General features: G+C 34.5%; 28 protein-coding genes and 2 pseudogenes. 13 read left to right on the top strand and 17 right to left on the bottom strand.

Annotation, left to right across the window (positions count from 1 at the left end):
* Window positions 1-18: 18 nt before the first annotated feature.
* Window positions 19-210, bottom strand: a complete 192-nt coding sequence (locus tag NST66_RS27635; RefSeq protein ID WP_182031015.1) for a hypothetical protein — start codon at window positions 208-210, stop codon at window positions 19-21.
* A gap of 834 nt (window positions 211-1,044) precedes the next feature.
* Here NST66_RS27635 and NST66_RS27630 point away from each other — a divergent pair.
* The 4 genes from NST66_RS27630 (at window position 1,045) to NST66_RS27615 (ending at window position 4,911) form a co-directional block, all read left to right on the top strand.
* Window positions 1,045-1,689: a hypothetical protein gene (locus NST66_RS27630; protein WP_182031013.1), complete on the top strand. Its 645-nt coding sequence runs from the start codon at window positions 1,045-1,047 to the stop codon at window positions 1,687-1,689.
* A 30-nt stretch (window positions 1,690-1,719) separates the two neighbouring features.
* Entirely contained in the window at window positions 1,720-2,067 is a 348-nt protein-coding gene (locus tag NST66_RS27625; RefSeq protein WP_182031011.1) for a Rok-like winged helix domain-containing protein, read from the top strand.
* 199 nt (window positions 2,068-2,266) lie between these two features.
* Window positions 2,267-4,609: an immune inhibitor A domain-containing protein gene (locus tag NST66_RS27620; protein WP_182031009.1), complete on the top strand. Its 2,343-nt coding sequence runs from the start codon at window positions 2,267-2,269 to the stop codon at window positions 4,607-4,609.
* Between the two features lie 164 nt (window positions 4,610-4,773).
* Window positions 4,774-4,911 (top strand): hypothetical protein, encoded by a 138-nt coding sequence (locus NST66_RS27615; RefSeq protein ID WP_182031007.1) that lies wholly within the window; start codon window positions 4,774-4,776, stop codon window positions 4,909-4,911.
* Window positions 4,912-5,156: 245 nt separating this feature from the next.
* Here the strand turns inward: NST66_RS27615 and NST66_RS27610 are convergent, their stop codons facing one another.
* From NST66_RS27610 to NST66_RS27600, 3 genes are all read right to left on the bottom strand, one after another.
* Window positions 5,157-5,618 carry a hypothetical protein gene (locus NST66_RS27610; RefSeq protein WP_182031006.1) on the bottom strand — a complete coding sequence of 154 codons (462 nt, stop codon included), beginning with the start codon at window positions 5,616-5,618 and terminating at the stop codon, window positions 5,157-5,159.
* 243 nt (window positions 5,619-5,861) lie between these two features.
* Complete coding sequence (locus NST66_RS27605; protein WP_340843797.1) at window positions 5,862-6,317, bottom strand: hypothetical protein; 456 nt, start codon at window positions 6,315-6,317, stop codon at window positions 5,862-5,864.
* Between the two features lie 127 nt (window positions 6,318-6,444).
* Complete coding sequence (locus NST66_RS27600) at window positions 6,445-7,029, bottom strand: hypothetical protein (RefSeq protein ID WP_182031002.1); 585 nt, start codon at window positions 7,027-7,029, stop codon at window positions 6,445-6,447.
* A 160-nt stretch (window positions 7,030-7,189) separates the two neighbouring features.
* Between NST66_RS27600 and NST66_RS27595 the strand changes: the two genes are divergently transcribed.
* The 4 genes from NST66_RS27595 to NST66_RS27580 all read left to right on the top strand — a co-directional run bounded on the left by NST66_RS27595 (window position 7,190) and on the right by NST66_RS27580 (window position 9,270).
* The gene (locus tag NST66_RS27595) at window positions 7,190-7,645 is read left to right on the top strand and encodes a hypothetical protein (RefSeq protein WP_182031019.1); all 456 of its coding nucleotides are present in this window, start codon (window positions 7,190-7,192) and stop codon (window positions 7,643-7,645) included.
* A 60-nt stretch (window positions 7,646-7,705) separates the two neighbouring features.
* Window positions 7,706-8,464 carry a hypothetical protein gene (locus NST66_RS27590; protein ID WP_340843796.1) on the top strand — a complete coding sequence of 253 codons (759 nt, stop codon included), beginning with the start codon at window positions 7,706-7,708 and terminating at the stop codon, window positions 8,462-8,464.
* 27 nt (window positions 8,465-8,491) lie between these two features.
* Window positions 8,492-8,920 carry a DUF3888 domain-containing protein gene (locus tag NST66_RS27585; RefSeq protein WP_182030998.1) on the top strand — a complete coding sequence of 143 codons (429 nt, stop codon included), beginning with the start codon at window positions 8,492-8,494 and terminating at the stop codon, window positions 8,918-8,920.
* 113 nt (window positions 8,921-9,033) lie between these two features.
* Window positions 9,034-9,270 (top strand): hypothetical protein, encoded by a 237-nt coding sequence (locus NST66_RS27580; RefSeq protein ID WP_182030996.1) that lies wholly within the window; start codon window positions 9,034-9,036, stop codon window positions 9,268-9,270.
* 118 nt (window positions 9,271-9,388) lie between these two features.
* Here the strand turns inward: NST66_RS27580 and NST66_RS27575 are convergent, their stop codons facing one another.
* Window positions 9,389-9,802 carry a hypothetical protein gene (locus NST66_RS27575; RefSeq protein ID WP_182030994.1) on the bottom strand — a complete coding sequence of 138 codons (414 nt, stop codon included), beginning with the start codon at window positions 9,800-9,802 and terminating at the stop codon, window positions 9,389-9,391.
* Between the two features lie 72 nt (window positions 9,803-9,874).
* Complete coding sequence (locus NST66_RS27570; RefSeq protein WP_182031791.1) at window positions 9,875-10,069, bottom strand: DUF4083 family protein; 195 nt, start codon at window positions 10,067-10,069, stop codon at window positions 9,875-9,877.
* A gap of 203 nt (window positions 10,070-10,272) precedes the next feature.
* Between NST66_RS27570 and NST66_RS27565 the strand changes: the two genes are divergently transcribed.
* From NST66_RS27565 to NST66_RS27545, 5 genes are all read left to right on the top strand, one after another.
* Window positions 10,273-10,863 carry a GNAT family N-acetyltransferase gene (locus NST66_RS27565; protein WP_182031789.1) on the top strand — a complete coding sequence of 197 codons (591 nt, stop codon included), beginning with the start codon at window positions 10,273-10,275 and terminating at the stop codon, window positions 10,861-10,863.
* Window positions 10,864-11,485: 622 nt separating this feature from the next.
* A complete protein-coding gene (locus tag NST66_RS27560) occupies window positions 11,486-12,088 on the top strand; it encodes a hypothetical protein (protein WP_182031783.1) in 603 nt (200 codons plus the stop codon).
* Between the two features lie 212 nt (window positions 12,089-12,300).
* Window positions 12,301-12,861, top strand: coding sequence for a hypothetical protein (locus NST66_RS27555; RefSeq protein ID WP_182031567.1), 561 nt, complete (start codon window positions 12,301-12,303; stop codon window positions 12,859-12,861).
* A gap of 946 nt (window positions 12,862-13,807) precedes the next feature.
* On the top strand, window positions 13,808-14,077 hold the full coding sequence (locus tag NST66_RS27550; protein WP_182031569.1) for a hypothetical protein: 270 nt from the start codon (window positions 13,808-13,810) through the stop codon (window positions 14,075-14,077).
* Between the two features lie 542 nt (window positions 14,078-14,619).
* Window positions 14,620-15,099: a hypothetical protein gene (locus NST66_RS27545; protein ID WP_047932933.1), complete on the top strand. Its 480-nt coding sequence runs from the start codon at window positions 14,620-14,622 to the stop codon at window positions 15,097-15,099.
* Between the two features lie 140 nt (window positions 15,100-15,239).
* Here the strand turns inward: NST66_RS27545 and NST66_RS27540 are convergent, their stop codons facing one another.
* The 11 genes and pseudogenes from NST66_RS27540 to NST66_RS27490 form a co-directional block, all read right to left on the bottom strand.
* On the bottom strand, window positions 15,240-15,521 hold the full coding sequence (locus NST66_RS27540) for an AbrB/MazE/SpoVT family DNA-binding domain-containing protein (RefSeq protein WP_034655538.1): 282 nt from the start codon (window positions 15,519-15,521) through the stop codon (window positions 15,240-15,242).
* A gap of 196 nt (window positions 15,522-15,717) precedes the next feature.
* Window positions 15,718-16,029: a hypothetical protein gene (locus NST66_RS27535; RefSeq protein ID WP_182031571.1), complete on the bottom strand. Its 312-nt coding sequence runs from the start codon at window positions 16,027-16,029 to the stop codon at window positions 15,718-15,720.
* Window positions 16,030-16,082: 53 nt separating this feature from the next.
* Window positions 16,083-16,301, bottom strand: coding sequence for a hypothetical protein (locus NST66_RS27530; protein WP_182031573.1), 219 nt, complete (start codon window positions 16,299-16,301; stop codon window positions 16,083-16,085).
* Between the two features lie 109 nt (window positions 16,302-16,410).
* Window positions 16,411-16,971, bottom strand: coding sequence for a L,D-transpeptidase (locus NST66_RS27525; protein WP_053215328.1), 561 nt, complete (start codon window positions 16,969-16,971; stop codon window positions 16,411-16,413).
* Window positions 16,972-17,409: 438 nt separating this feature from the next.
* Entirely contained in the window at window positions 17,410-18,048 is a 639-nt protein-coding gene (locus NST66_RS27520) for a restriction endonuclease (RefSeq protein ID WP_129542391.1), read from the bottom strand.
* Complete coding sequence (locus tag NST66_RS27515; RefSeq protein WP_340843815.1) at window positions 18,041-18,994, bottom strand: DUF3991 and TOPRIM domain-containing protein; 954 nt, start codon at window positions 18,992-18,994, stop codon at window positions 18,041-18,043. The genes NST66_RS27520 and NST66_RS27515 overlap by 8 nt, the downstream gene beginning before the upstream one ends.
* 123 nt (window positions 18,995-19,117) lie before the next feature.
* Complete coding sequence (locus NST66_RS27510) at window positions 19,118-20,149, bottom strand: hypothetical protein (RefSeq protein ID WP_340843794.1); 1,032 nt, start codon at window positions 20,147-20,149, stop codon at window positions 19,118-19,120.
* 472 nt (window positions 20,150-20,621) lie between these two features.
* Window positions 20,622-20,874 (bottom strand): annotated as a pseudogene (locus tag NST66_RS27505) (LPD25 domain-containing protein); the annotation flags it as partial.
* A 109-nt stretch (window positions 20,875-20,983) separates the two neighbouring features.
* Entirely contained in the window at window positions 20,984-22,837 is a 1,854-nt protein-coding gene (locus NST66_RS27500; RefSeq protein WP_340843793.1) for a reverse transcriptase/maturase family protein, read from the bottom strand.
* A 628-nt stretch (window positions 22,838-23,465) separates the two neighbouring features.
* A pseudogene (locus NST66_RS27495) lies at window positions 23,466-24,152 on the bottom strand (ArdC family protein); the annotation flags it as partial.
* Entirely contained in the window at window positions 24,145-24,420 is a 276-nt protein-coding gene (locus NST66_RS27490; protein WP_075422172.1) for a hypothetical protein, read from the bottom strand. The pseudogene NST66_RS27495 and the gene NST66_RS27490, both read right to left, overlap by 8 nt.
* Window positions 24,421-24,457: the final 37 nt, after the last annotated feature.

Genomic DNA, 24,457 nt, shown 5'->3' with positions numbered 1-24,457 from the left:
TAAAAAAGACTTTAAGCCTTAAGAGATATATTTAAGGCTTAAAGCAAAGTAAATAGTAAATGAAATGACTAAGTAGCAACTGATAATCCCTATTCTTACAGGTATAGAATACCCTTTTAGCCAGCCCCATCTTTTATCGTCGTAATCGAAAATAAAATAGTCTGCAACGACCGACAAAATAATAATGATACCTACTATTAGCAAACTCATTTTTTATCCCCCATTTACGTGTCTGTTAAATAATATACCAAATTTAACAATAAATAACAAAATATTACCTAAAATATCTGCTATATTAATTTCAAATACACGTATACAAAAAGAACCCTTTGCCTAAGTAGGCAAAGGATTTTCAAATTTATTGGAATAGGGGGAATACATTATTAGTCTGGCCAGATTTGTAGATTCATATACATATACCTTTAAAAATAAATGTTGTCATTAACTATATTTATAGAAAATAACCTCGAATTCGTTTTATTGTTCGTTAAGTAAATACTTAATTACTTCATTTATTATTAAGGTTTCACCATTTACTCTAGATGACGACAAATACCACGTTTTTCTACAAGATAGGTAAATGATATAACTTTTTTTAATAAAGTATGTTTAGATTTACTTAATAACATAACAGAGAGTGAAACTAAACATAATCAATCTTATATAAACTAAGTTTGTATAGCATATGCAGAATAAAAACAGAAGAAACTACCCCATCAGTAAGGTAGTTTCTTCTGCTACGTATCAAAGGTTCAAGAGTGATACTATACGTATCGTGAATAGTGTGCCAAAGAGAGCAAAAAATATGTGAATTAATTATTATTTTATTTATTAAAAAGCCGTTGCTTAAGGTTTTCAATAACTGTTCTTAGCTCTATTGTATTTAGTTGAAGGATATTCAATACAGGAATAGAAAATTATGTATAATGAAACTATCTTTTAATAGGAGGGGCAGTTACATGATATCAGAAATGATGATAAGGGTGATGATAGGATATTCTCTTTAGAGAAATATAGATAACATAGATAAAAGGAGCGAGATTAGTGCATATTGAACATCAGAAAAAGAAGCCTATTATCCACCTATCAGCTTGGGTAGCTTCAAATGCTGTAATAAGTGGAGAAGTCATTGTTGAAGAAGAGGTATATATATCTTATGGGGCAGTGATTATTGCGGAAGGAGCGCCTATCCATATAAAAAAGGGGACCATTGTTATGGAGAATGTTGTATTGAAATCCTCAGGAGGCAAGACCATCTCTTCCCCCTTACTAATAGAAGAACACACGTTAATTGGACCTTACGCTTATCTAATAGGTTGTACAATAGAAAAGAAATGCTTTCTAGCCGCAGGAGCAAAGGTTTACAATAGGGCGTATATAGGCGAACAAAGTATTATTGAAATTAACGGGGTTGTACATATTGATACTAATTTAAAAGCGAAAACAAGAGTACCTATTCACCATATAGCTTTTGGAGATCCGGCAAAAATATATCCCCCTGATGATACAAGAAAGATTGCTAAAGAAATTGAGAGCCTAAATTTCTTAGATACACTATTTCAAGTAAAAGATAAATCTAAGGATTTAAAATATATAGCTGCACTGGAACAGTATCGCTATATGTTATTCAACCATAAAAGTGATGATATTATTAAGAATTTTAGTTCTAACTCAACAGATAAATTGTAAGGAAAAAAGAGTTTTAAAGGAGGTAAAACATTGAGAAACGAAAAAGAGTACTGGCAGAATCGCTTAAAGGAATTAAATAAAGAGATTATAGAGTTAAATATAGAGAGAAGAAATGTACGAAGACAATTAACTCGCTTAGAAAAGAATGAGCAACAGTCTGTTCCTAAAGAAGATATGAAACATAGGACAACTGTAGAGACAGTTGTCCTATTAACAAGTCATCCTAGTAAGGTTTTTACTTCCAAAGAAATTCTCGAACACTTACACCGTGAAGTGGGATATACAATTAATAATTTTGCTCCTGTTTATCGTTATGTTAAGGAAGTGGAGCCCAATATAGTCCAAGTAAGACGTGGTTATTATATGTATAAACCTTAAATAACAAGTCGGAAAAGCTCTAAGAAAATGAAAGAGCTTTTTTTATTTTCATAAAGTAAAACCTTTGTTACTAATTTAATCTTATAAATAAAATTATTATATTTTTAATTCTAATATAAAAACAAATTGACCTTCCTAAATTTAACTATTAAAATTAATTTGTTAATAATTTGAATATTTAGATAGGGAGGGCATTGTTTTGACGAATTGGAAAAAGATATTAGGAACTTCTTTATTGGCAACAACTGTTACTATTGGGGGAGTAACGTCTTTATTTGGAAAAGGTCATGTAGTATCAGCAAAAACCACACAGGTAGAAGGGCTTCCAAGTTCACCAATTGACATGCATACTGTACCTGAAGAACGATTAACAAAAGCCTTAAAGGATCAAGGAGTGATCTCTCAAAAAGCTACTCCACAAGAGGCAAAGAAAGCATTAAATACCTACATAAACAAAAAAGATACACATAAAGAAAGCCTAAAAGGCTACAAGAATAGTGAAATGGATTTAAAAGCTAAAAAGTTTCAAACGGAGCAAAAAGAGAAAGTTCAACGTAAGGAATTCTCAAGCCTTAAATCAGAAGGTAAGGGAGATGGCGTAAGCGTAAAACCCGCAAAACAAGCAAAGTACACTGGTAAAGTTAGAGAAGACAAGGTTCTTGTATTACTTGTAGAATACGCTGATTTTAAGCATAACAACGTTATTCAAGAGCCAGGATATATGTATTCTAAAGATTTTAGTCAGCAACATTATCAAAAACTTATGTTTGGAGACAAGGACTTTAAGTTATTTGATGGCAGTAAAATTAAAACATTTAAACAGTACTACGAGGAGCAGTCTGGGGGCAGTTACACGATTGATGGAACGGTTTCTAACTGGTTAACAGTTTCGGGGAAAGCAAAGGAGTATGGAGCTGATAACCCTAAGGGAGGTAACGATAACCTTGGACCAAAAGGACCTCGTGACCTTGTAAAAGAATCCTTAGCAGCTGCTGCTAAAAGTGGCATAAAGCTTTCTGATTACGATAAATTTGACCAATATGATATAGATGGAGATGGAAATCGCAATGAGCCTGATGGCATAGTAGATCATCTAATGGTTATCCATGCTGGAACAGGACAAGAAGCAGGTGGAGGTAAACTCGGAGACGATGCTATCTGGTCGCACCGTTCAACTTTGGGGCAACCTTATAAAGTACCGGGCACCAATATTTCAGCGTATGATTACACAATAGAACCTGAAGATGGAGCTGTTGGGGTTTTTGCTCATGAATTTGGCCACGATTTAGGTCTTCCAGATGAGTATGATACTCAATATTCGGGTCAAGGAGAACCGGTAGGTGTATGGTCTATTATGAGTGATGGAAGCTGGGCAGGTAAAATTGCAGATACTGCACCAACAAGCTTTTCACCACAAAACAAAGAGTTCTTCCAAAAGACAATGGGAGGAAATTGGGCAAATATTAAGGAAATGGATATAAAAGATATTAATAAATCAGGATCAGTTAGTGTTATTGATCAAAGCGTTACTAAATCCAAAAATCCAGGTATTGTGAAAATTAATTTGCCTAAAAAGACAGTCCAAGGCATTAAACCGGCATTCGGTAGCAACTATTACTTTAGTCAACGTGGAGATGATCTTCATACGACTATGACAACACCTCAATTAGACCTTACTAAAGCTAAAACGGCTACTTTTAAGTATAAGGCTAATTATGAGGTGGAGGCAGAATACGACTACTTATACGTTAATGCTATTTTGCCAGATGGATCAAAAGTTCTTCTAGATACAATTGGAGACAAAGCAAACAATGCTGATAATTCAGCTGAAACATCTAATGGAAAATGGGAAGATAAAAGTTACGATTTATCTAAATTTAAAGGTAAAAAAATTAAGCTGCAATTCGAGTACGTTACTGATGGGGGACTTGCAATGGCAGGTTTTGCATTAGATAATGCTAGCTTAATAGTAGATGGAAAGACTATCTTTACTGATGATGCTGAAAGTGCACCTAAGGTGACACTAGATGGTTTTGAAAAGACAAATGGTATCAGTTACAAAGACAACTATTATTACCTTGAATGGAGAAACTATGCTGGAAGCGATCAGTCCCTTCAGTATGCAAGAGGAGCCAAATATAATACAGGTATGGTAATGTGGTATGCTGATGAAAGCTACCTTGATAACTGGGTAGGATCTCATCCAGGTGAAGGGTTTTTAGGCGTTGTTGATTCTCATGCTCATAAAGTTCTGTACTTTAATGTAAATGGGATTAGTACTACAGCCAATTCAACTAGATATCAAATTGCTGATGCAGCCTTTTCTTTTGATAAGTCACCAGCTTGGTCATATACGCATAAATCATGGGGGTCTATCCTATCAAAAGGATCAAATGGAATAAAAGGCTTTAACGACCGTAAGTCTTACCTTGATGAAAGAATAAAAGATGCTGGACGTCTTCTTCCTCAAACTGGACTTAAAGTCGATGTTATTGGCGAAGCAAAAGACAATTCAGCTGGAGCTGTCTGGATTCATAAATAAAGGAAAAAACACCTTGAGGACCCTAGTTCTCAAGGTGTTTTTTATGGCTTATATTTTTAATGAAGTTTATTCAATGGACTAAATGTACCTAAAGTAATTTGTATGTATAAGAGATTACTAGATAGGTAATAATAGAATAAGAAACATAAATAAAGGAGGAATAGATGTTGGAAGAATATAAACAGGTGTTTTCTGATTTTATTGACGAGGACCGATTCGAACTACATTCATACCTTACTTATTTATTCAATCAATCTCAGGATAAAGATTTAATTCAGTTAGAAGATGAACATCTAACATAATAAACATACACATACTGTAAAGTGAAAGGGTAAATATATGAATGAAAATATAGAATAAGCGACTTACGGTTCTAATTAGGATAAGTAGGTCGCTTATTATTATTCTCATGTAAAGGCTTCTTGTTATTGGACTAATTCTACTACATACACTATTCTACGTGATACTTCGGAGCAGTATAGTTAATTGTAAGAGAGCTTGTTCATCCCTCCTCGAAATTTCTTTTTTTGAACGTTATGTAGATTTTTCATTTGATTAATCCTTTTTCTTTAAATACTTTTCTTAACGCTTCATTAATTAGTTCAGATTTATAATTTTTAGGAACACTATTTATAATGCTTAATACGTCTTTATCAAAATAAAATCCCTGATACACTCTTTTGGGTTGTGGTTTCGTACCTGCTAATAAAACATCTACTACGTCACTAGTGCTATTGCGGCCGATTCCTTTCTTTCTATTTTTACCTTTAAGCTGGTTTAAATCAGTGCTAATGGTGGGTGTTTTTCTAAATAGAGTACTGAAATCAACGTCCAACGGCTGTGGTGGTTTCCCTGTATATTTGTAAACAGACTTTTTTTTATCCCATTCATATCCCAGTTTCTTAATTTTCCTTTGAATAGTCTGAGTAGTGACACTGTACATCGTGGCTACTTCTTTAATTGTCATTTCTTCTTTCATTATTTTAGTAAGCATTTCACCTATTAACATAAATAAAAGTCACCTGCTTTCATTATGCTTTTAGGTTCATATATTCATGACTCTTAAGCCAATATCCTGCATACATAATTTTTGATAAATTCCTTTTATCTTACAACTGTAGCAGAAAGGGACGGAGACATTTATTATTATGGGCCTGAAGGATTTGGCGAGATAGGCAATTGGTTTCAATATGGTATCCCAAAAAGAAGACAAGTTTCATCAAAAATAGAGTCTATAGCAGTGCTACAGACTCTATTTTTGATGAAATGTAAATGTTTCTTGATATTCTCTTCCTTCGCCTTTTTCTTTCCACGTTATCACAATATTTAAATCGGTTGCCTTTTCGGATAAACCAAAGTTGGAAACATGTAAGGGGTGTCCACCTTTTTGATTAAGTTGAGGCGGCTCTATAGTTGGTAAAAGTCCAAATTTTGTATTCGAATTGAGTTCATTACGAAATAATTGGACTTTTACATCATGTACTTCCTTCCCAACATTTTTCACATTTAAACTATAGGTGTGATACACTCCCTTCTTAGATTGCGCTAGATTAGGATCATCATTGTCAGGGTTAGTAACCTCAACGGCCCATTGTTTGGACGTTTCTGTTGTTGGTAATTCAGGAAGAGCAAGTGCCTTAGCTTCTATGCTATTACTTACTAGCAAAAGAATAGACGTAATGAATGTAATAAAAGTTAATTTTTTCATAAGAATAAAAACCTCCTAGCCCATAGTGTGCTCTTATAAAAAGAAAGTATTTAAGCTGTTTTAAACCGAACCTCTTCTCAACCTATCAAGAAATGAACGTAATAGAGTTTCAATAAACAGGACGTTTTTAAGATTCCCTTGCACATTCATCCCAAGTCATTTCATGATGCTGTTGGTCATAGCATGTTAATTTGGTGGGGTAGGCATCCTTCATCTTAAAAGATGATGACAATGCCTGAAAATGAACAAAGTATGGAGATTCAACAGCCTTAATGGAATATTTAATGGGTTTGTTGATTAATTCAGCGTTTATAGATCCTATCTGTTTTTCAGTATTCTCCCCATAGATAACGTTGTACAATTGATTGTCGACTGTGATTGTTGTGTGCCCGACCTTATCTATGCCATATCCGTGTCCATCTACATGTTTATATTCGCCATTCTCTTTGATAAAAGAAGCATCTCCGAGATAGTCCAAGGAGTTCGATTTGAATGTAAACAACGCGGTATAATAATTCTTCTTGGGTACTTTCTCCAATTTAACCACCTGGATTTTAATAGAAGAATCTATACCGTCGCCATACTGTACGATTTCTTCTTTTATGCGTTTTTCTAATACTTCCGTATAACTAGTTTGAGCTACAGCAGTATTACCAGCACTAAATATAAGTAATAACGCCCCTGCTAAAAAACTAACAACATGCTTCGACATCCCTGCACCTCCGATATTTTCGTTCTAAACATAAAGGTACTATGCCCTTTTTCAATTATGCTTATGTCCGTTCAAGCATCCAAAAATCCCTGAAATATAAAAATTCGAATGAGTTTGTTCTCAACAGGAAAATCTAATAAAAAACTAGGAGTTGAGTGTCATAAAACCTTTTATTTTAGTGTTGTTTATGCTGTTATCTACGATTGTTTATCCACTTCAAACACACGCTGATAAAATGCCCTGTACGATTGCATTAGAACCTGTAAATAAGAATCTTAAAAACGCCAAAGGCTCAGCGTTAATTTACAACGTTCAATTAGGTAGTCCACCTAGTTTTCCACGGACAAATATGAGTATTCTAGGAGTTCATCTTCCGAAGCCATCGTCTTATGGTCAATATGATAGTTATGAGGGGTATGCAACCATACCAAATGAAATTAGTTGGCGATTCCGCATATATCCAACGCCTGAAGAAGATGGTCCTACTTGGGCTGGTCGGATTGATTTGATTACAGCAGATATGAAAAATGTGAAAGTACAGATTCGTCTTTCGAATTCAAAAACAGAAAAGCTTGGTCCTCCTATACTGCAAGCAAGAATGGCTCTATGTAAGTGACTCTTTTACGAACATAAAAAACAACGCAGGTGTAAATTTTAAAAAAGGAATGTACAGAAAATGAAACAGTTTATATGCTTAATTCTTGCTATTGTTTTCCTATTTTCAGGAACTCAAATAGCTTGGGGCTATTCTGACACTAGACCTGCTTTGTACAACTTCGTTTATTCTTTGACGAGAATGGGAAGTGAACAAGCAGAAAAATACGTATCTCCAAACGTAGATATTCCAGAAATACGTGAAGACACGCCTTTACTTACCATACAAGGGTCGCCTTCATCCAAAGAAAATGAACTAATCCTTACTGGGTATTTTAACGATAAAAAAGTAGCAAATGAGAGAATCGCATTCATTTGGAAAGTCTCATTTACTAAAACTCAAATTACAGAAATAAACGAAGTATACAATGGATCTAACCCTTTTATGAATGAAATCAAAGCCATTGAAAAATACGAGAAAAGACATCATGTTGATATACTGAAACCCACAACTTTTCCTTTTGAAGTCACACATGTGGACACCCAACAAGATAAAGATACGCTAATTATTCGTTACCGAAACGATAAATTAAGTGGCTTGTTTCAGTTAAAGGTAACAGAGACTAATCACTCTCTGGAGGATTATAAAGGTATTAAAGATGTTCCATACACTTTAAAAAACGGAATAAAAGCTTTATATCAGCCAAATTACTTTCCGGCAAAACAATTGCTGTTTCAACGAGGTAATCTAATGTATACAATTGGCATTAGCAAAGCTACAAAAAAAGATGTTACAGCAAATGATTTGCTCAAAATTGCAAACTCCATGATTTCAAATTAAATGTATACGGAAAGGTAAATGTAAAAAATGAGAAAGATTATAGTATCTATATTTACTCTGTTGCTACTATCAAACGCTTCTGTAACTTATGCAAATAGAGACTTGCCTACCAATACCAAAGCAACGCGTGAAAATATTTTAGAAGATACCTTAATAGATTTGTTATATCCTCAAATGATACAAGCAGCAGAAAAGTACTATGGGGTGAAAAATAGCAAAGGAATTCGTTTTGATTGTCAGAAAGTGTTGTCCATAAGGAAATTAGACCATCCAGGATCAATGATGTTTGAAGCAAGACTTGAAGGAAGAACTTACTTTGGCCCTCATAATCCGCCAAACGATGTCTTTACAGTAACGATAAAGAGTGACTATCATACGAATGGATGGGAAATGCAATCGTTTAAAGTAAGAAAGCTAAAACCTCATGAAGTATATGAATGTAGAGATCCTGCTTAAGGATCTTCATTATGTGAACTAACTCCTTGTGCTTATTTTTTGTAAAATATGTTATAGTTGTAATTAAATTCAACAAAGATCTAGGAATATATATAAGCTAAGGAGGAAGTTAGTTGAAAAGGTATACGGTATTTATTGTTAGCTTTATAGGATTACTACTCGCGTTTGATATTGTTTCAGGAATATTCCTTACAATTACATATGCACCTGAAACTTCACAAGCTATGAGTTCCACGGTCAATATCTTTGGAAGTGAATCCCTTAACTATACATTTTTAAGTTCTATCGTAGCAGCAACTTTTTCATTCCTTATTTCAAAAAGAATATTTAAAGCTAAAGAGAATTTATAAATAAAAATCCTTTTTCAAGACAATATTGTTTTGAAAAAGGATTTTTATTTATTTTATATTTAATACTGATAAAGGTGTTTTTGATCACTAACTTTGCTATCGTATGCATGTTATTTTTCTATCGAGCAAGACCTTTATTAAAACTGTAGGTTTTTAATAAGGTGGAGCAAATTCCAAATGGTACAGAGCAACTTAGGGCAAGGATAAGAAAGGGCTTAAATTCTAGAAAGATACTTATGCCATCAGTTAATGCGAATATTAATAAAATAATTGCTGTACCTAAAATTCCAGAGAGGATGTATAGTAGGATTTCAATTAAAGATTTATACTTTTTTGTATCTTTTATAATAGAATCAATCATCATTGAAGAAGGAATGCCAAATACTAAAATAAAGGGAATAACGATTAATCCAGCTACGAATTGATCAATAAAATCGTTAAAACTTATGTATCCACCTTCCATGAACAAGACCGAAAAAACTAAACTGCCGCAGATGGATGAAATAATTACTGGTATAGATTTTTTTATCATAAATGTAGTCTCCTAATAGAGCTTTTAAATTCATATTAGTATTTCATATCAACTCTAAATCTAATAAATTTACTACGACTTTTTATCCTTTTCAAGCAATTCTATGATTTTGTCAAGTTTCTTATCGATTTCAATCGAATGCCTACTTTTGATAGATGAATTAATAAGCAATTTCCGAATAAATAGCGTAAAAGAAATAACGAAGAGAGCAATAAGACCAACGATTATAACCAAGTATACTATTGAAATTACGTTTATATTATCTATGATACATCACCCTTTTCCATTTTTTGATAATATAACATACTTTTATGCCTTCTGATTCAAAAAATGAACTTAATTATATAGATATATCTGATAATGCTCTGTATGTTAACTAAAAATGAATAACATATACATAATGCTCTTAATTAATGCTATTGTTAAAATGGAACATAATGGATACATTTAGAGGGGAAGGATTAAGGTTTATGGAACTAATTGGTCAGAGAGCAAAGTTGAGATTAATGGATATGAAAGATATAGAGGTCCTTTATAACCTCATTCAAAAAAATACCAACTTATGGACGTACATGGTTAGGAAAATGGATAGTTTAGGAGATATGGAGAAGCTAGTAATAGAGGCATTAAAAAATTTTGATAAGGGGATAGAGCTTCCCTTTACAGTAATAGACCAGGTTAGTAACAAGATTATTGGAAGTACTCGTTTATATGATATGTCTTTTGATCGTAAAACAGTTGAATTAGGGTCTACCTTTTATGATAAATCTGCTCAAAAGACGAGTATTAATACGGAGTGTAAATATTTATTGCTAAGGCACGCTTTTGAACAATTAGATATGATACGCGTTCAAATTAAAACAGATATCCAAAATGTAGGTGCCCAGAGGGCCATTGAGCGTATTGGAGGAGTAAAGGAAGGGATTTTGCGCAACGAAAGAATGTTACATAATGGGCGTATTCGTGATGCAGTTCTGTATAGTATTACAAATAATGAATGGAGTTTAGTGAAAGTTAAACTGGAGGGGCTTTTAACAAAACATCATGATAAAGTGAAATAATATTCCTCTTGAAGCTACAATTTTCCCCCACGTGTTATAAGCTATAAAAAGCCCTCGATAAAAGGGCTTTTTGGTTCCGCCTGATGGCTATTTATGTGATTTTCTTTATGTAAATTACCTTGCGATATAATATAAAATAATTAATAAAAGATAAATATGAGATTTTTATAAGGTCAAGATATTATTAACGATGTGGTGAGAAGATGGACGGAAAAGTTATAGGGAAGATAACCCGAAATTTTGCAGTTGCTGGTTGGATATTTATATTTCTTTTTGTTGTGGGTATTAAATTTCCTATTTTCTTTGCTTTAGGTTTTTTAGGTTGGGGAGTAGGCGCTATCTTATTCTTTTTTAATGTTCTAAGCACAATACTTTTAGTTATTTGTAGATGTAAAAATATACAGGGTCGATTTTACATTAAATATCTAATACTTTCGTTCAGTTTTATAATTATTTATCCTATCTTTTTTTGTATAGTCCTTAGAAATTCAGATTCTATATGGGGGACAATTTAAAAAGCTGTTCTAATAATTTGTTTATTATAGTTTTGAAGACTATAAAGACTTTATAATGTAAAATATTCCTTATGATAAAAATTTTAGATATAGAGGAATGAAATACAATGAGTAAAGTTATAAAGACAGCTTTTACTGCTGTATTAACCACGGGTTTAATCACAGCTTGTAGCGCAGCCGATACCGGAGAGACTTCTTCAAGTAAAGTGGAAAAAGTAAAAATGGCAGATATGCAAAAAGTGACTAAAGAAGAAAATGAAAAAATTATTGAGCAGCAAGAGAATGAAGATTGGCAAAATCTTAGAGAAGGCGTTCTCACTTATAGACAACATTCAAAAGGTGGATACTATAATGCTACTGTTGAAAGTGCAATCTATAAAGAAAATAAACAAGGTTCGCCTAGTATTACAGCTAAAGTTCAGATTGAAAATGTGCGAGAAGATGGTAAAAACGATGACCTTTCAGAAATAAAATATTATATAAAAAATAAAAAAACAGGTGAGAAGTTCACTGGAGTAGCAATGCCTTTAAATCACGAAGCTTTCAAGGAACTTGCTCCTAATTCTACAGTAACATATGATGTTTTATTTGAGATTAGTGATAAAAAAGAATTGAATAGTTACTATCTTTATATGGTCAGTAAACTAGACCCTTTTTCAGATATACACTGGAAACTTGAAAATCTAACGGAATCCAATCATGCGCAATAGTACTCATATACTTAGTAATTAAATTATTAAAAAATCCTTTGAAATGAATAGTATCAAAGGATTTTTTGGTTCCGCGAATAATGGTTATGTAAACTAAGTTTGTATATTGTATACAGGCGTTAATTGAAGGTGAAATACTTTAGATGAGAAAAAAATCCATAAAGAGGGATTTGGTGTTCCTTATGTAGAATAGATTAGATGGAGGTGCATACATGAAAAAGTATGTTGGATTTTTGTTCATTGCTTTATTGCTATTTATCGTTTCAGCTTGTTCTAATCCAGAAGATATAAAGCTAACAAAGACAGATGTCGTGATAACAGAGAACAAGGATCTTATAGGATCAACAACTACAACTATAGGGAAACATAAAAATCAAACAATTGTACCGACTGCTTTATATTATACATTTACAGTAAAAAACAATACTAATAAGCCTATATTTAGTTCTCAATTAAACAAGGTTAAAATGAGAATAGAACCTGACCGAGACTTATTATCCGTTGTAGAAGATACTGTAGGTTCTAATATTTATAGTGTAAATAAAAGTAAAATAGGATGGGGACAAGGAGTAGAAGAAATTGCTGCAAAAGGTACTGGGGAATTTAATCTTTATTACAAGTTAGGTGCAAAGCAAAAGAGCGATGAACTTCCACTTGCACCAACAGAAGAAGAATTGCAAAATATAAAAGCTCTTGCTTTAAAGGCAACTCTCATTGTTTCAAAAGATGGAAAAGAAATTGCTCGTTTTAAGCTAGATAGGATAAATAAATAGTTTTTTTATAAGACGAGCCATATTTTTATATGGCTTATTTTTAATTGATAATATTGAGTGCCGATAATACGTTTTATGGTGCGACAAGAAGTCGCTTTTATATAGTGTGGCTCACGCCACTGGTTTAGACGCAAAAACTATCCCCGTCCAAAACTGCGGGCCTGGTAACGGGCTCGTGGGTTGCATGCGGAAATGCGGAAACAGAGAGTCAGTGCACGACTCGGAACACTGCTAGGGGAAGATGAGTATGGTGAACATTAGTGAAGGTTTCTAAGCTTCGTAAGTGTTAGCTCAGGATCGTGCACAGATTTGCCTGGGTATTGGCAAGAGGAAAAGCAGATTCATAAAGCTGCTGTGACGCGTCCCATATCTTGCCCGGAGTAAAGAGCCCACCTAACCTCGTCGTATCTATAAGATGCGGAACTTGGTAAGCCCTTTGTCATCTGTATACACAGTAGGATGATTGTAAAGTCAAACGATGTGACAGAGGGTAAAGGATACGAGAGAAAGCGAATGCCGTTATCTCGAAAGAGAACAGGAAAGCAGAAAACTGTATAACTGAACGGATACTATCGTCCTCACGGACAAACCCATGATAGACCTGAAAGGGAGCTGACTTCTCGTTGGTCTCTCGTAGGAACATAAGGCTGTGGCTATCTTCTGACGAAAGAAACGTACTGTTATGTATACCTCCACTTGGAGCGTCGGCGTACGTTTTACTTACCGATATGGTGTGTGATGAGGATACGACAACAAATGGACCTGCAATGGGAGGCTTGAGCCGTATGAGTTGAAAGGCTCACGTACGGTTCTTAGGGGAGTCAGGGGCAGTGATGCCCCTCGCTTACCCGACGTAACTAATTACTGTTATTGCATAAGGTTTTTCCAAGAATAATTATGGTAAAATGGTATAATTGTCCATGTAATGTATTTTAGGAGGATTAATTTGCAGAAACGTTTTAGTAAGTACTCGTTATGGCTGTCAATAGCAGGGATTATTATTGCCGTTGGTCAATACTTCACTCCTATATATAGTTTAAATATTTTATATATAGGTATCATAATCTATCTTACAGGTTTCATATGTGGAGTTATAGCAGTAGGGAAGCATGAAAAAGGACTTATGAAGTATTTCAGTTTATACTCTTTTGTATTAATTCCAGTTTTTATCTTCTTTGGTTTCTTATTTTTAGCTTTTCAGATAGGCGAAAAATAACAAAATAATATTCATATTTAAATCAGAAAAACCACTGGAAAGGTTCCAGTGGTTTTTTCTGATTTGAATATCACTACTTCTTCAAAATCGTAGGATTTTTGAGATTATATATAATATTATACTAATTTTAGCAGAATGAGTTATTCCTTGCAAACAAAAACCCGCCCATATACGGACGATTTTTTTGCTATGAATATCATTGCTTTTCAGGTGATGCTAGGAGCATCTTTAGTAATTTGCTCAACATATAAAATGTTATTCATTATTGCAAATGCGCAACAATCTAAAATTGAATATGACATATCGTCTATAAAGGTAAATTACTTTTTGTAAGTTCATAAAGGTTTATTTTATTAACTAAATAGACGTTCTGTCGTTTGATTCTACATAGTCTAAAAAGGTGTACTTTTTTAGACTGTCTTTTTGTCGATAAGTGTGATCTTGGAGTGAACAGGATAAAGATAAATTCGAAATAAAGTAACTAGCAGTTTTCTTTAATTAACAGTATATGGTATATTTGGTTAAAAAGGAAAATTGACCTTATAATAGGACTTATTATTGCTATTATTCTGTTTAACTTTATTGCGTTTAAAACAAATAAAAGATTGACGGCAAATCAAATCGTACATATTTGGGCATTTACAATTGCTTTGCAACAACTCGGCGATTTATATATTGATACAAAATATCATGGCTATTGGTACTTTTCTAAAGATATTGATGGGTGGCGTGAAATTCTTACATTAACAGTATTGATTCCACCAGTGAATATGATGTTTCTAAATTGGTATCCTTCTGGAGAAGCCTTTCATAAACGTATTATGTATATTTTCTATTGGATGATAGCTATTTTACTTTATGAAGCCATCACATTATTACCTGAACCGTGGGGATACTTTAAATACGGTTGGTGGAATCTATGGCATTCAGCCATTATGGATCCTTTACTTTTACTTATTGTATTAGGATATTATAAATGGATATATAAGCTGGAAAATAAGCTCTTAGCAGGAAAGAAATAAAAACAAAACGCCACCCCTCAGGAGACAAGGGATGGCGTAACATCAAAATTTATCGTTTATACATAATTTTACATATTATAGATTTATCAAGGCTTCAAGCCTTTGAAAAATCACCTCAACTCTATAAAATCATGAATAAATTAAGCTTTTATATTGAACTTAAACTCTATTTCATTCTTTAAAATTTCTGCCCCTCTTGGACTTAGCACTAAACCTTTTGCATATTCCCTATTTTGAGGAGTGATGTCACCTGTTACTATACATTCGTTATAAGACATGTATTTCTTTAAAATAATTTGATTCCCATCAACAAAGATCTCGATAGGGTCTTTTTCTTTAATAGCAAGAACCTTTCTTAGCTCAACTGGAATAACAACTCTTCCTAATTCATCTACTTTTCGTACAATACCTGTTGATTTCATTTTATATTCTCCCCTTCCTGCTGCAATATTCTACTTCATTTGATTTTCTATGAATAGATTTATCAATCCAACAAAGGAACCTTAAGTGCTCCTTCCTACATCATATAATGGTACTAAAACAGGCTTAGCCTGTTTATGTAGTCTCAACGCTGTCGAATGTTTAAAATAGTCCCATTCTATAACTACTCTAGCCATCTTATGATTCACCTTTTATTTCTTCTTTCATCATTTTCTTATTCTTACGAATAAACGAAGGGATTTTGCTAAAATAGTGTCTCTTCACTTCACCATAAGGTATCCAAATTTCTTTTCCCTCAATAAGATCATAAACTTCATCTAAAATTTGATCTCGTTTCCTAGGGTGTAATTTGACGTGAGGGTAGTTAATCGCACGAATATAGCTTTGTCTTAATTCGTTTGTTATCCATTCCTTCTGCTTTTGCTTCAATGCGGAAAACTTTTTATTCGTTTGAATTAAGCGTCCATTTTGATAAACATGATTTTTCATATCGTTTCCCCCTTTTCTCCGTAGTGTCCTATAATCATTGGATCTTCATTTGTCTAGTAGGCTTTTTTCTTAAATTGTTCTTTCAGATAGATACAATTTCGTGTATGTTCACGAGAAAGGAAATGATCGTGTTTATAATGGACTCTGACTTCACAAGAAGGACAGACAAAAAAGCCCATTTTCAATTTATCTTGATTTACCTCATGTGCATAAAACTCCCCTGTAGCTTTAAACATTAACACGTGTTTAGCCCTTTCAATTTTTGCTCGCATAATTATATCCCCCTCCACCATATTTTTCATCTATTTCTATGATAAGGGCTATATGGAAAGAAGACAAAGAAAAAACAGCATCCCGTAATAACGGAATGCTGCCTAATCATTAGTTATTTTTTAACTTGTAACCTTTAAACGTATATCCATAAATCTTAGTGAGATCAATAAAGCTCTTATAGGAATACGTAATCACAACCGGTGTGTCAACTTCAACTTTCTCATAAAGCTTCTCCACATCTGTATTATGCATTCTGACACATCCGTGACTCACGTATTTTCCAATGCTACTTTCATTATTATTTCCGTGAATGCCGTATGTATCACCATTCGTACCGCCTGCATTTAATCCTAACCAACGCTTTCCTAATGGATTACGAGGATCTCCCCCGGGAATATGTCCTGTATAATAAGGACGATTTTTAATCTTGTTCATCACTTTAAAAAATCCAACAGGTGTTTTCTCCCATGTTTTACCCGTTGCTACTGGATCAATGATTTCAATATAACCGTTATGAAAATACGCAAGCTTGTTATATTTTTTATTAATAATAATGAAGTCTTGATTAAATGCTTTATTGGCAGCTTCCGTTTTCCCTACCGGTATTCCATATAGTGTAGCCATCAATAATATAAAAACAGTGACTAATTTAATGAATAAATTCTTCATCTCAAACACTCCTCTTTTTATCATGTGTATATAAAACAGAAAAAACACCTTCTTTATTTAAAGGTGTTTTTCGTAACAATCATTTATGAACAAAAACCTATTTCATTGATGATTTTGACATGTAAAGAAACATTCTCTATCGCAATTAACGTTTGTTTTGCCTAAGTACATTTGATGTAAATATCAGTGTCTTAAAATACACATAAAAAAGACCCCACTCAATCAGTTAGAAGGAAGATTGAAATAGGGTAAGTGTGATTGAATCTCTTTGGGGAGAGAACAATACCATTACACTGATATTATGTGATGAATCTAATGAGTTAAACATAAAAAATATCCCTTCACCGATCAATTAAGACCAGTATATGAACTTATAACATCGGCTCCTTTTTAGAGAAAGAAAAAACAGACCATACTATAATGAAGGTCTGCTCTTACTTACTTATTGATTTTTTCCGTATGGCGACACTCAGGAAAAGAGGAACAGCCAAAGAAGCGAGTGCCATTTCCATCTCTAACAACTAAATCTTGCCCACATTTTGGGCATTTACGAGGTTCCGGTGTGATATTTTCAAAGATTTCTCGTGCCTTAAAAACTGGATTTACCTCATTAATAAACTTTTGAAGATCCGCCCGATCTACTAAGGTCACATCACATGCAGCTGCTAATTCTTTTGCTTGTTTGGTGAAATAACTATTGGTCACGACCCACGCTTGATTCGCTTTATAATACGCTTTTGCTCCATAAACTTCTTGTACAGCCGAAAGACTCACCCGATTTTTAACTCCATATCGTTTGGCCTGAATCACAATCTTATCCTTGCCTTTCATCACCAAGTCAGCCCCAAAATCACCAGACTTTTGCGTCACTTGAGTTTTGTAACCTAATTGCTGAAAAAGTGCTTTTAGATAGATTTCGAACTGATAACCATCCATTTTATCAATATAGGGCATGCCTGATTGAGCTAGCTCTTTCATATACTTCCGTTCACGAAGGACACGGTAAGCAAATTGAGAGAGTTTAAATAAAATGATGATAAGAAAAAGATAAAATACACTTTGAAACACTTTATCCATTCATTGAAAGCTCCTGTTCTGTTTGTTTATTTCGGAGAAGTGATGCCACAGGTTGAATGCTTTTTCCATTCCTCTTTAACGCTTCGTTCCAATCTTTCGCTCCCTTTGGAATATCTGCTCTTATTAAATCAGCATTAACGATTTGGTTCATTTTGTCAATAAATTCTTTTCCCCCTTGGTCATTATCAACAGCTAACACCATTTCTTTAATGCCTAAGCCTTCTCTTCGAGCTTCGATATAAGATTGAGCAACGGTTTTAGGTTTTAAGCCATTCATACTGATAAGGCGTGTATTCTGCAACTGAGTCTCCTGTATACTCCAATAAGAAAGAAGGTCAATTGGGCTTTCAAAGAAATGAATCTTGTTTGGGCGACCAACATCAACTGAAAAGCCTGTATGTGGGTTATCGTTCGGTAAGACTTGTTTAAAAGAACCTCGTTTATTTTTTATTGAAGCTGTTCCTTGTCGATCTGCCCCAATCACTTTTCCTTTACCTCCATGCTCACGCCATTTAAACACGACATTGTTTCGTTTGTCCTGGGCGATTAAATCTTTTTGAAGGAGCCAGTTAACTAATCGAGGATCTATTTTACGTTCTTTTATGAGATAATCTTTTACTTTGCTTTGATCCTTTACTTCTAACTCTTTTGGATAGCGAAAAGGCTCTTTTGATGGTGAAACCGACGGTTGCTCATGTGACTGAGAAAGCTCTTTATAATCACCTTTATTGATATCTAATACGGCTTGTGGAAAAGACATCCCATAATACATTTGAGCGAAACTGATTGCTCCATATCCTTTTTCATTTCGGCTATTCCAAGCGTACATGTTTCCTTTGATGAGTAAGCTATCATGTTCCGTATGACGGTAATACTTCCCCTCTTTTACAAAGGTTTCGCCTTTGGCTTCCAGATACGACAACAAATCAACATCTCGTGCTTTCATGATTTCCCCCTCATTGACGTGTTTTCGTTCTCCCACCTAATCCCTCCTTCTATTTCACCCTATGAAAAAAGAGGACTAAATATAATATTTAGCCCTCTTACCTTTTTCAAACTTTTGCCATTTTTAACGTTCTATTTCTTGTTGGTCTTTCTGTTTTTTTGAAGAAAATGCTCCATTATTCCGTGCAAAAAACTTGGTGAATCCATTTTGTGATTTCTCTTCTTTTTTCTGCTTGTCGTGATCCTTTTTCTCTGTGTCCAAAGCCTTTTCAAGCTTCGTTAATTTCTCACGTTGGGAATCAGTCAAATTCAGCTCTTTTAATTCCTCCAGCACTTCTTTTTTTAATTTGTACACCTTATCAAAGGAATGCTTTTGTTCAAACTCCTTCATTTTGGCCACACGCTGTTCTTTCTCTTGAGGTGTTTCTTGCTTGAGATGCTTTTCGACAGGAGCTTTTTCTGCTTCACCTTCCTTTTTCGCTTCTTTAGAAGAATCTTTTTCGTCTGATATGCCTAATTGGGCTAACAAGCTTTGTTTAAATAGCTGCTTATACTGTGTTTCTTCACTAGGCTGCTGCATAGCTTCTAGTACTTCTTGTTTATAATCTTCTTGATATCGGTCCTTCTCTTGTGTCTGTTTACGTGCTTGAAACTGATGAGAAAGCTCATTCTCCATACCTTTCAATTGGTCAGAGGTGAATTGTTTTTCCTTTAAGGCACTTGATTTCAACATGACATAATCGTTTTCTGCATTCACACGGGCTAACATGCTATCAATATCTTGAGGCTTTTCTTTTTCATGGGCTTGTAAAAATGTAAGATAGCTTGTTTTAAGCTGCGTTTCTCGATCTTTCTCTAAAACAGGATTCACATCATGACTTCTCAAAAAATTCACTGTTGCTTCACTTTTATAGGCTTGTTTTTGTCCTTTTTCATCCGTAGAAACAAGTAGAACCTGCGGTTTTTCCTCTCCTAGAGCTGATTGTGTTAAGTAAACAGCACCAGAAGGAATGTCTTGCAGCTGTTTCTCACTGACGTTCGCCCAATCTGCCTCAATTTTTTCATTTTGTGGGTGCTTCATATACTTCTTTAATTCTCGTTTATCGGAAACGAGCGTTTTAAATTGGTCATTTGAAAGAGATGTAATTTTCTTCATCATTTATTCCTCCATTTAATTAGTATTTAGGCAATAAAAAAAGAGCTCTTTACGCTCCCTTACCTTTCGAGTTCCTGTTCTTCATTTTTCTTTTTGACGGTGCCTGTACGTTTTTGGAATTGCATTTGACTGCCCACTTCCATACGGTCTTGAAAAGTAAGAGATTGTTCCTGAACTTGACCATTCATGACCCCCTTCTCGTTTTTAGTCATGGTTGAATCAATCTGATGTTCAAGTTTCACGACTTCCTCCTTTGTCATCCATCCATTTTTGATCGCTTGGGTTTTAGTTGAATAATATTTCTCTTCAGCCGTGACACGATCTAAAATACTATCTAGATTTTGTGCCGATTCCTGTTGCTGCTTTTGTTTATAATCTTCATATCCTTCTTTCATTTTCTCTTGTACATTTTCAGAAGAAAGAGGATCTGATTGCTGCTGTTTTTCATCGCTTTTTTCTGGTGACTGATTTTTTTCTCGTTCTTTTACCAACGTTTCTTCGATTGTTTCAATAAAGCCAACAGACGTTTCATGTACTTCTTTTAAAAGCTTGGTTTTATCTTCAAAGTTCTTTCCTTTCGTCCAATGTGACAAGTAATCCAACGAATAAGAACTGGTGTCAATTCCAAAATAAGAGGAAACCGTATAGGCTGTCATTTCTGCCTGAAACTCTTTTTCCGCAGCCGTATAATTTAGATGTGTGTCTTTGGTATGAAGTTTCGCATGGTAGGGTAGATACCCAGTGCCTTGCCATATTACTATGGTAGGTTCCCAAGCATCCCCCCCAGAACCGTACGTACACGTCTCCATGTATACGGCTCGCCATTAACTTACTTCAATCTAACAGTCCAGCATGGAGTTTGCGATGACAGTCATTCCCTTTTCCTAAAGCACAAAGTGCTATTGTCTTGCGGTTTCTGGCTATCATTGCTTTTTCCCATAGCTTTTTACCTTTCAAGTCCTTCAATTTTTTTACATGATGAATTTCTAATTCAACGTTTTCTTTATGACACCATTCACATCGCTCTGCCTTTAACCTTGAAATAAGGCTAGTTCTACCAAAATCAAATTTACTGATAGGCAGGTCTGTGTTAATATGGTCTATCTTTATGGAATTATTCCGTTTAAATCCATCATTATACAAGTATTGAGTTCTATGATCTCTCTTCGTTTTGTACCTAACCGCAAAGACTCCGTTAATGCAGTATTTATTTTTTATTTTACGTATGGTTGTTTTATATTTATTGGCAAAGGTTTTGTATAAACTGTATTCCATAAAATATTTAAACTTATTAAGTCCACTTACATTTAGAGCTAGCCTATAATAGTTGTACATGCCCCTAATTTCAGCGTTATAACGAGTAAGAATCTCCAAATCATCGTTATTGACCAGTACCCTACGATGCATTGGTTTCCAGTTAGGTCCCTTCATTTTTATAACCCTGTATTCTATAAGTTTACTAACCCAAGCCTCTTTTGGCATGTAAATGGAGACTGTTCCAGAGTGAGAACGTGAAAGAACCTTCTTTTGTTCCCCTGCAGGTCTTGAAGTCGGTTTTGGTTGTTGATTTCTGCTGATGGAAATGTCATAGCCTAGAAATCTAGCAAACTTCCTACTGTTTGTGATAAGTGTCTTTTCTTGTGAAAGTTCGAGTTTCAATTTGTTCCTGATAAACTCAGTTAGCTCTTCTTTGATTCTGACCGCATCTTCCTTGCTGCCAATAATGCCAATTAGCCAATCGTCCGCATACCTGACGTATTTCAGTCTTCTATAGTTTTGATCCATCGGATCTTTCGAAGGTAATTTCATTTTTCTACTATTAGCTTCTTTGATGGAACCAATAATTTCATCACGTTCGCCTTCTTTGAGAGTTCCTTTAGCGACTTTGTCCTTTAATTTCTTTTTAAGACGCATGCTTTTTTGATGCAGTTTTGTATAGTCAAGGTTTTGCGCTTTATTTTTACCTTTATTGAATTTATGTTGGAAATCTTCGATGAATTTATCTAGTTCGTTAAGGTAAATATTAGATAAGATAGGACTGATAATACCCCCTTGAGGTACACCACTATAGGAATTGTGATATTTCCAATCATCTACATATCCTGCCTTAAGAAATTTCCGAATAAGCCTTAGGAACTTCTCATCTTTGATTCTTTTACGAAGTAAGTCAATTAAAATAGAGTGATCTATGTTATCAAAGAAGCCCTTTATATCTCCTTCTATAAACCATTTTACTCCATTAAATGTGTCGGCGATTTGCTTAATAGCCGTGTGACAGCTTTTGTTTGGTCGATATCCATGAGATTTGTTACTGAACGAACTTTCATAAATACTTTCCAGAATATATTTGACGACAGTTTGTAACAGTTTGTCATCAAATGATGGAATACCAAGTGGTCTTTTGCCATTACCACGTTTTTTTTCAATATAGGTTCTTCTTACTGGAGTCGGTTGATACTTTTCATCCCTGAGAGAATCAATAATATTAGTGATTCTCTTCATACTCATGCCATCGATTGTTTTATTATCTGACCCTTTAGTCATGTTACCAGGGTTAGGATAAATATCATCATATGCCATAAGATAAAATTCAGGATTGTATAAGTTTCTATGAACTCTTTGATACTTGTAGGTCTTATCATTGGACTTGCTTGTTAGATTGTCCAATACCACTTGAGGATTTCTCATAGAGCCTCTTGCTCCTTCTTCTTATAATATTGGATTCAGTTAACTGTCTTCCTTCGCCATCCTAGCTTCACAACTATGACCTAACATACGTTATCTGATGTTAGTGTGATAGGCTTTCCCTATCTCAGACTAGTACGAAGACTCCGTTGTCATATCAATTTTTCAGTTCCCAATGGACATAGCCCGTAAGGGCTTATTGACTTAGACAATCTCCATTTAGATTATGCAGGGAAGCTTGTAATAGTATCGGATGCGACTTTCGCCATTTATCATCTTATCGATGTTGGTCAGTGGGAGGTCATATTTCAACGTCTAACCCATCCGTTGAAATCCCCACTTGCATAGCATTTCACGTGTTGTTTACTATGGTCCACGATATAACCCCTCTGGCTATCATTCAAGCAGTGTAGCTTTCATCCTTGTCTATTACTTTGGTCTTGCCATCCAGTCGTACTGTAACACGCCAGTAACTTGTGGCTTTATAGACATGCTATTGTCCCCCTGTTGGTTTCCCAACACGAGTGTCTTGATATTTTGGAAATATCAATAAGTCTTTAACCTTATGATGTTATGACCACATCAGCTGTTTGCTACGACAGCAATCCCTAACACATCCTTATGGACGCACGGCTAATTCGTGTATCAACGTTTTTACATTTTGACGTTCAGAGTTACGCGGATTTAACGCAACTTCTTTTGTTAAGGTATAAGAAACTCCTTTTGCAGCGCCAAGCTCCTCTTTTGGTTGAATAATAGAAATACCATTCTTTTCGGCAATGGCTTTCATCCCTTTATAAAGTGCTGTGTAGTCTTCCACGTTTCCTTCTAACCAACGATTGGGGAAAATCTTAGGTAAATCACTCGCTTTTGCATTCGTTTGGGAAATTTCAAAAACATGGCCGACTGAAAAGTACAGTCGGCCTTGAGTGACTTCTTTTTTCCCCTCTTGAATGAGCTTTTTTTCTTGAGGAGTAGCTTTATTAATAGACTTTAACTTCCCATTTTCATCTTTAAATTTAGGAACCGTTTTATTTGGAACTAGAATTTTGATACCCTTTTCACCTTTATTGACCGAGAACCCTTTATCCTTCCAAAACTTAAATGATCCAACTGCTTGAGCACCAAAGAACTGTTCTTGAATAAGGGCGGTGTTAGACATCGAGTATTGATAAAACTTACCCATAAAAGATAAATAGTCTTTTAGTTCTTCGGCAGAATGAAAATGCTGCTCCACCTTCTTTTCCATGCCTTTCGTTAACTCTTCAACCTCTTTACGCTTATCTTCGGCTGATTTCTTTGTATAGGCTTTACTCATCTTCTCCCTCCTCTTCTTGATAGGAGATACCCTTAAGCTCCTCTAATTCTTGTTCATACCATGGCTCCTCTAAATCCACAAAAAGCTTCTGTGTTTTAATATTCATGGGCACCAACATATTTTCTTGATGCACCACGTATTGATGAAACTCCTTCGCTTCTTCTGGACTTAAATTCACCTCTACTTCTTTGTCTTGATACTGTACAATGGCATGATCCTCTCCCACAGCTTTAATTGAAGCTAACACTAAATCTTTGTTAAAAAACATGAATGATTCCCCCTTTAATTTTTAAAATCTATATTTA

The sequence above is a fragment of the Priestia sp. FSL W8-0524 genome, assembly GCF_038005965.1.
GTDB classification, from domain to species: Bacteria; Bacillota; Bacilli; order Bacillales; family Bacillaceae_H; genus Priestia; species Priestia zanthoxyli.
The sequence above is the reverse complement of the archived record's forward strand: the minus strand, read 5'-3'. Positions and strand labels throughout refer to the sequence as shown.

Bases quoted from the DNA above. Each gene is read 5' to 3' on its own strand.
- NST66_RS27635 (WP_182031015.1), bottom strand. From the start codon at position 210: ATGAGTTTGCTAATAGTAGGTATCATTATTATTTTGTCGGTCGTTGCA.
- NST66_RS27615 (WP_182031007.1), top strand. From the start codon at position 4,774: ATGTTGGAAGAATATAAACAGGTGTTTTCTGATTTTATTGACGAGGAC.
- NST66_RS27610 (WP_182031006.1), bottom strand. From the start codon at position 5,618: ATGTTAATAGGTGAAATGCTTACTAAAATAATGAAAGAAGAAATGACA.
- NST66_RS27605 (WP_340843797.1), bottom strand. From the start codon at position 6,317: ATGAAAAAATTAACTTTTATTACATTCATTACGTCTATTCTTTTGCTA.
- NST66_RS27600 (WP_182031002.1), bottom strand. From the start codon at position 7,029: ATGTCGAAGCATGTTGTTAGTTTTTTAGCAGGGGCGTTATTACTTATA.
- NST66_RS27590 (WP_340843796.1), top strand. From the start codon at position 7,706: ATGAAACAGTTTATATGCTTAATTCTTGCTATTGTTTTCCTATTTTCA.
- NST66_RS27585 (WP_182030998.1), top strand. From the start codon at position 8,492: ATGAGAAAGATTATAGTATCTATATTTACTCTGTTGCTACTATCAAAC.
- NST66_RS27575 (WP_182030994.1), bottom strand. From the start codon at position 9,802: ATGATAAAAAAATCTATACCAGTAATTATTTCATCCATCTGCGGCAGT.
- NST66_RS27565 (WP_182031789.1), top strand. From the start codon at position 10,273: ATGGAACTAATTGGTCAGAGAGCAAAGTTGAGATTAATGGATATGAAA.
- NST66_RS27560 (WP_182031783.1), top strand. From the start codon at position 11,486: ATGAGTAAAGTTATAAAGACAGCTTTTACTGCTGTATTAACCACGGGT.
- NST66_RS27555 (WP_182031567.1), top strand. From the start codon at position 12,301: ATGAAAAAGTATGTTGGATTTTTGTTCATTGCTTTATTGCTATTTATC.
- NST66_RS27540 (WP_034655538.1), bottom strand. From the start codon at position 15,521: ATGAAATCAACAGGTATTGTACGAAAAGTAGATGAATTAGGAAGAGTT.
- NST66_RS27535 (WP_182031571.1), bottom strand. From the start codon at position 16,029: ATGAAAAATCATGTTTATCAAAATGGACGCTTAATTCAAACGAATAAA.
- NST66_RS27530 (WP_182031573.1), bottom strand. From the start codon at position 16,301: ATGCGAGCAAAAATTGAAAGGGCTAAACACGTGTTAATGTTTAAAGCT.
- NST66_RS27525 (WP_053215328.1), bottom strand. From the start codon at position 16,971: ATGAAGAATTTATTCATTAAATTAGTCACTGTTTTTATATTATTGATG.
- NST66_RS27520 (WP_129542391.1), bottom strand. From the start codon at position 18,048: ATGGATAAAGTGTTTCAAAGTGTATTTTATCTTTTTCTTATCATCATT.
- NST66_RS27515 (WP_340843815.1), bottom strand. From the start codon at position 18,994: ATGAAAGCACGAGATGTTGATTTGTTGTCGTATCTGGAAGCCAAAGGC.
- NST66_RS27510 (WP_340843794.1), bottom strand. From the start codon at position 20,149: ATGAAGAAAATTACATCTCTTTCAAATGACCAATTTAAAACGCTCGTT.
- NST66_RS27500 (WP_340843793.1), bottom strand. From the start codon at position 22,837: ATGAGAAATCCTCAAGTGGTATTGGACAATCTAACAAGCAAGTCCAAT.
- NST66_RS27490 (WP_075422172.1), bottom strand. From the start codon at position 24,420: ATGTTTTTTAACAAAGATTTAGTGTTAGCTTCAATTAAAGCTGTGGGA.